General features: G+C 70.7%; 4 protein-coding genes. 2 read left to right on the plus strand and 2 right to left on the minus strand.

The features are described 5' to 3' along the window. Positions 1 to 67 precede the first annotated feature (67 nt). Positions 68 to 1,453 (minus strand): sensor histidine kinase, encoded by a 1,386-nt coding sequence (locus JHN63_RS49020; RefSeq protein WP_200691613.1) that lies wholly within the window; start codon positions 1,451 to 1,453, stop codon positions 68 to 70. Between the two features lie 195 nt (positions 1,454 to 1,648). Continuing rightward, positions 1,649 to 2,866, minus strand: a complete 1,218-nt coding sequence (locus JHN63_RS49025; protein WP_200691614.1) for a sensor domain-containing protein — start codon at positions 2,864 to 2,866, stop codon at positions 1,649 to 1,651. Between the two features lie 329 nt (positions 2,867 to 3,195). Here JHN63_RS49025 and JHN63_RS49030 point away from each other — a divergent pair, with 329 nt between their 5' ends. Together JHN63_RS49030 and JHN63_RS49035 are read left to right on the plus strand one after the other, a co-directional pair. Continuing rightward, complete coding sequence (locus JHN63_RS49030) at positions 3,196 to 3,597, plus strand: NADH-quinone oxidoreductase subunit A (RefSeq protein WP_200691616.1); 402 nt, start codon at positions 3,196 to 3,198, stop codon at positions 3,595 to 3,597. Next, on the plus strand, positions 3,588 to 4,109 hold a 522-nt coding region (locus tag JHN63_RS49035), incomplete at its 3' end, for an NADH-quinone oxidoreductase subunit B (RefSeq protein WP_200691615.1). The genes JHN63_RS49030 and JHN63_RS49035, both read left to right, overlap by 10 nt.

Below are 4,109 nucleotides of genomic sequence, written 5' to 3' on the forward strand. Positions count from 1 at the left end.
GGGGGCGCAGCCCCCAGAGGGCCGGGCAGGGGGCTAACTCCTCGACTCCGCCCCGGCCCCCTCACCCTCAGCCCCGCCAGGGCAGCTCCGCCGTGATCCGAGTAGGCCCACCCACCGGCGAGTCGACCACCAGAATCCCGTCCACCGCATCCAACCGCCCGGCAAGACCCGCCAACCCCGAACCGCCGGAAGCATCCGCTCCGCCGACCCCGTTGTCCACGACCTGCAACATCAGCCGGTTCTCCACCCGCCACACATCCACCGCCGCCCACGTCGCCTTCGCGTGCTTGCTGATGTTCTGCAGCAGCTCGGAGACGGTGAAGTACGCGATCCCCTCGATCGCGGCCGCCGGCCGGGCCGGCAGATCCACGTCCACCTGCACCGGCACCGTGCACCGCGAGGCCACCGACGACAGGGCCGCATCCAGCCCCCGATCGGTCAGCACCGCGGGATGGATCCCGCGCGCCAGATCCCGCAGTTCCTGGAGCGCCGTCTTCACCTCACCGTGCGCCTCGCCCACCATCCGCGCCGCCGCCTGCGGGTCCTCCGTCAGCTTCTCCTTCGCCAGCCCCAGATCCATGGCCAGCGCCACCAGCCGGGCCTGCGCCCCGTCGTGCAGGTCGCGCTCGATCCGGCGTAGATCCGCCGCCGCCGTGTCGACCACGACACCCCGGTCCGACTCCAGCTCCACGACCCGCGTCGCCAGCCTCGACGGGCCCAGCAGCCCGTGCACCATCACCCGGTCCACCATCGTCAGCGCCCGTACGATCCACGGCGTGGCCAGCGTGAACAGCAGTCCCACCAGCGCGGTCACCGTGATCTCGAACGGGTTGTCCAGATAGATCCGGTGGTGCTCGTCGCCGTAGAGCTGAAGGCCGCCCCCACCGCCGTACATCGGGAAGAGCCAGAACCACAGGGGGTACGTCAGCAGCGCCCAGCCGTACGCCCAGAAGTTGAGGGCGACGACGAAGGAGAAGACCGCCCAGGGGAAGTGCAGGACCGCGTACAGCAGTTGGCGCCAGGACGCGCCGCTCTTGAGGACCGCGCCCATCCAGGCCATCGGGCCGTTCTTCTTCATGCGCAGCGGCTCGGGGGCGGCGACGTCCAGGTCGAGCAGTCGGCGGGCCCGCGCCCGTTCCAGCGCGCCGAAGCCGCGGCAGCCGGCCAGCGCGCCCGCCAGGACCGGCACACCGAGGAACGTGATCAGCAGGCCCGCGCCCAGTGCCACCATCGTCACCGCGTAGGTGAAGAGCATGATGCTGATCGGCAGGCTCAGCAGTACGTAGCCCAACTCGCGCCAGCTGCGCGCCTCCAGGGGCGCGCGCAGCACGGTCGGCAGCCGGTGCGGGCGCCGGGGGCGCTCGTCGAGGTCGAACGCGCCCTGCGATCCGTACCCCGGCCCGTATCCCTGCCCGAACCCCTGTCCGTGCCCCTGCCCGTACTCCGTGGCCATCGGCGTCGTCCCGTTCTACTCGTTTCCGCAGCCGTGCGCGGTGCCGGCGTATGTCCGCTGTCGTATCTCCAGACTGCTCGGCCGCAGGTCCGTGAACCATGGAGTCCGTCGGCCTCTGCGGAGGGGGGTTTTCCCTACCCCCGGTTTCCCGCTGCTTCCGGCCCGGCTGCCCGCTACTTGTGGCCCGGCTTCCTGCTACTTGTGGCCCGGTTCGGCGGTCCGCTCGCGCCAGGGCAGCTCCGCGGTGACCGTCGTAGGGCCGCCGGGCGGGGAGTCGAGGACGAACAGGCCGTCCACCGCGCCCAGCCGGTCGGCGAGGCCGCGCATGCCGGTGCCGCCGTCGAGGCGCGCGCCGCCGCGGCCGTCGTCCCACACCTGGATCAGCAGCCGGTCCTCCGCCCGCCACACGTCCACCGACGCGGTACGGGCGCCGCTGTGCTTGCTGATGTTCTGCAGCAGCTCGGAGACGGTGAAGTACGCGATGCCCTCGATGGCGGCGGCCGGCCGCGCGCCCAGATCGGCCGTCACCTTCACCGGCACCGTGCAGCGCGAGGCGACGGAGGACAGGGCGGCGTCCAGCCCGCGGTCCGTGAGCACGGCGGGATGGATGCCGCGCGCCAGGTCCCGCAGCTCCTGGAGCGCCAGCTTCACCTCACCGTGCGCCTCGTCGACCATCGCGGCGACCTGCTCGTCGGCCTGCCCCTCCAGCAGCTTCTCCTTGGCCAGCCCGAGCCCCATGGCCAGATTGACCAGCCGGGCCTGCGCCCCGTCGTGCAGATCGCGCTCGATCCGGCGTAGATCCGCCGCCGCCGTGTCGACCACGACCCCGCGATCGGACTCCAACTCGGCGATACGGCGCTCCAGTTCATCGGAGGGGGAGAGGAGACCGCGGACCATCGCGCGGTCCGCGTTCGCCAGCCCGCGCGCGATGAACGGCAGCACCGGCCACAGCACGAACAACGACGTCAGCGTGACGGTGAAGGTGACGATGCCCCACGGCAGGCGCATCCCGTCGTACAGCACCGTCCGCCAGCCCACCGGGTCCTTCAGCGCCATCCACACCCGTTGCAGCAGCCCGCCGCCCTTGCGCCACGGCAACGGGCTCGGCTCGTCGATCCGCACCCCGAGCAGCCGCCGGGCCCGGCCCCGCTCGAACTTCCCGATCAGCCGCGCGCCCATCAACCCCAGCGCGAGCAGCGGGAACCCGACCACGGTGACGGTCATCCCGGCGCTGACGCACAGCATCGTCACCACATACACGAAGCCGAATACCGACATCGGCAGATTCGTCAGGAGATGCGCGATCTCCTTCCAGGTGTGTCTGTCGTAGGCGAAGCGGGCGGGCGGCAGCGGCTCGTCGTACTCGTCGCCACCGGGTGCCGCCGGGTCGGTGTAGGGGATGCGTACGGTCATATGGGCCAGCGTGCCGGGTGGCGGGCCCCGGCGCCATGAGGTCCGCCGCCCGGGTCTGCTGGGGAAAACCCCACCACGGGATCTCGGGGGCATCTCGGGGGGCGTCTCGGGGCGTCTTGGGGGAAGCCCAAGGCGCGACGGGCTGCTTACCGTGCCTTTAACAGGGCCTAGACTCCCGTGCGTACAGATCGTCGAACACAGAGTTCACTTGGGTCACCGGGGCAGCGGGTCGTGCGGCCGCACCTCCGGTCGCCGCGGAAGAGGAGGGGTCGGACTTGCGGGAGACGTTGCAGGGGGCCTTGCCGGACAACTGGCCGGTGACCTCGTCGATGCCCTTGCGGGAACCGACCGTGATCGTCGCGGCGGACTACTTCCGGTCGTACTCCGTCGTGGGGCTGCTCGCCGTCGTCGGCGTGCTCTTCGTCGCCGTGGCCTTCGGCGCGGGCCGCCTGCTGCGCCCGGTCGTCCCCACCCCCGAGAAGCTGATGACGTACGAGTGCGGGGTCGACCCTGTCGGCGAGGGCTGGGCCCACACCCAAGTCCGGTACTACGTCTACGCGTTCCTGTACGTCATCTTCGCCGTCGACTCGATCTTCCTCTTCCCCTGGGCCACGGTCTTCTCCGCCCCGGGCTACGGCGCGGCCACCCTCGTCGAGATGTTCATCTTCCTCGGCTTCCTCGCCGTGGGCCTGCTGTACGCCTACAAGAAGGGCGTCCTGACGTGGACGTGACCCCCGAGCCCGTCTCGCTGCCGGAGCCGAAACGGCTGGGCACCCTCGCCCGCCTCGCCCCCGAACCCATGAAGGTCGTCCTCAACTGGGGCCGCCGCTACTCCCTCTGGGTCTTCAACTTCGGCCTCGCCTGCTGCGCCATCGAGTTCATCGCCGCGTCCATGGCCCGCCACGACTTCATCCGCCTCGGCGTCATCCCCTTCGCGCCGGGCCCGCGCCAGGCCGACCTGATGGTCGTCTCCGGCACGGTCACGGACAAGATGGCCCCGGCCGTGAAACGCCTCTACGAGCAGATGCCGGAACCGAAATACGTCATCTCCTTCGGCGCCTGCTCCAACTGCGGTGGCCCGTACTGGGACTCCTACTCGGTCACGAAGGGCGTCGACCAGATCATCCCGGTCGACGTCTACGTCCCCGGCTGCCCGCCCCGCCCCGAAGCCCTCCTCCAGGGCATCCTCAAACTCCAGGAGAAGATCGCCCGGGAGTCACTGGGGGAGCGGTACGGGTATGGG

Origin of the sequence: Streptomyces sp. MBT65 (assembly GCF_016612545.1) — a bacterium.
In the GTDB taxonomy this organism is placed as follows: Bacteria; Actinomycetota; Actinomycetes; order Streptomycetales; family Streptomycetaceae; genus Streptomyces.

What these genes read in the sequence shown, in the direction of transcription:
- JHN63_RS49020 (WP_200691613.1), bottom strand. Translation starts at nt 1,453, where the DNA reads ATGGCCACGGAGTACGGGCAGGGGCACGGACAGGGGTTCGGGCAGGGA.
- JHN63_RS49025 (WP_200691614.1), bottom strand. Translation starts at nt 2,866, where the DNA reads ATGACCGTACGCATCCCCTACACCGACCCGGCGGCACCCGGTGGCGAC.
- JHN63_RS49030 (WP_200691616.1), top strand. Translation starts at nt 3,196, where the DNA reads ATGCCCTTGCGGGAACCGACCGTGATCGTCGCGGCGGACTACTTCCGG.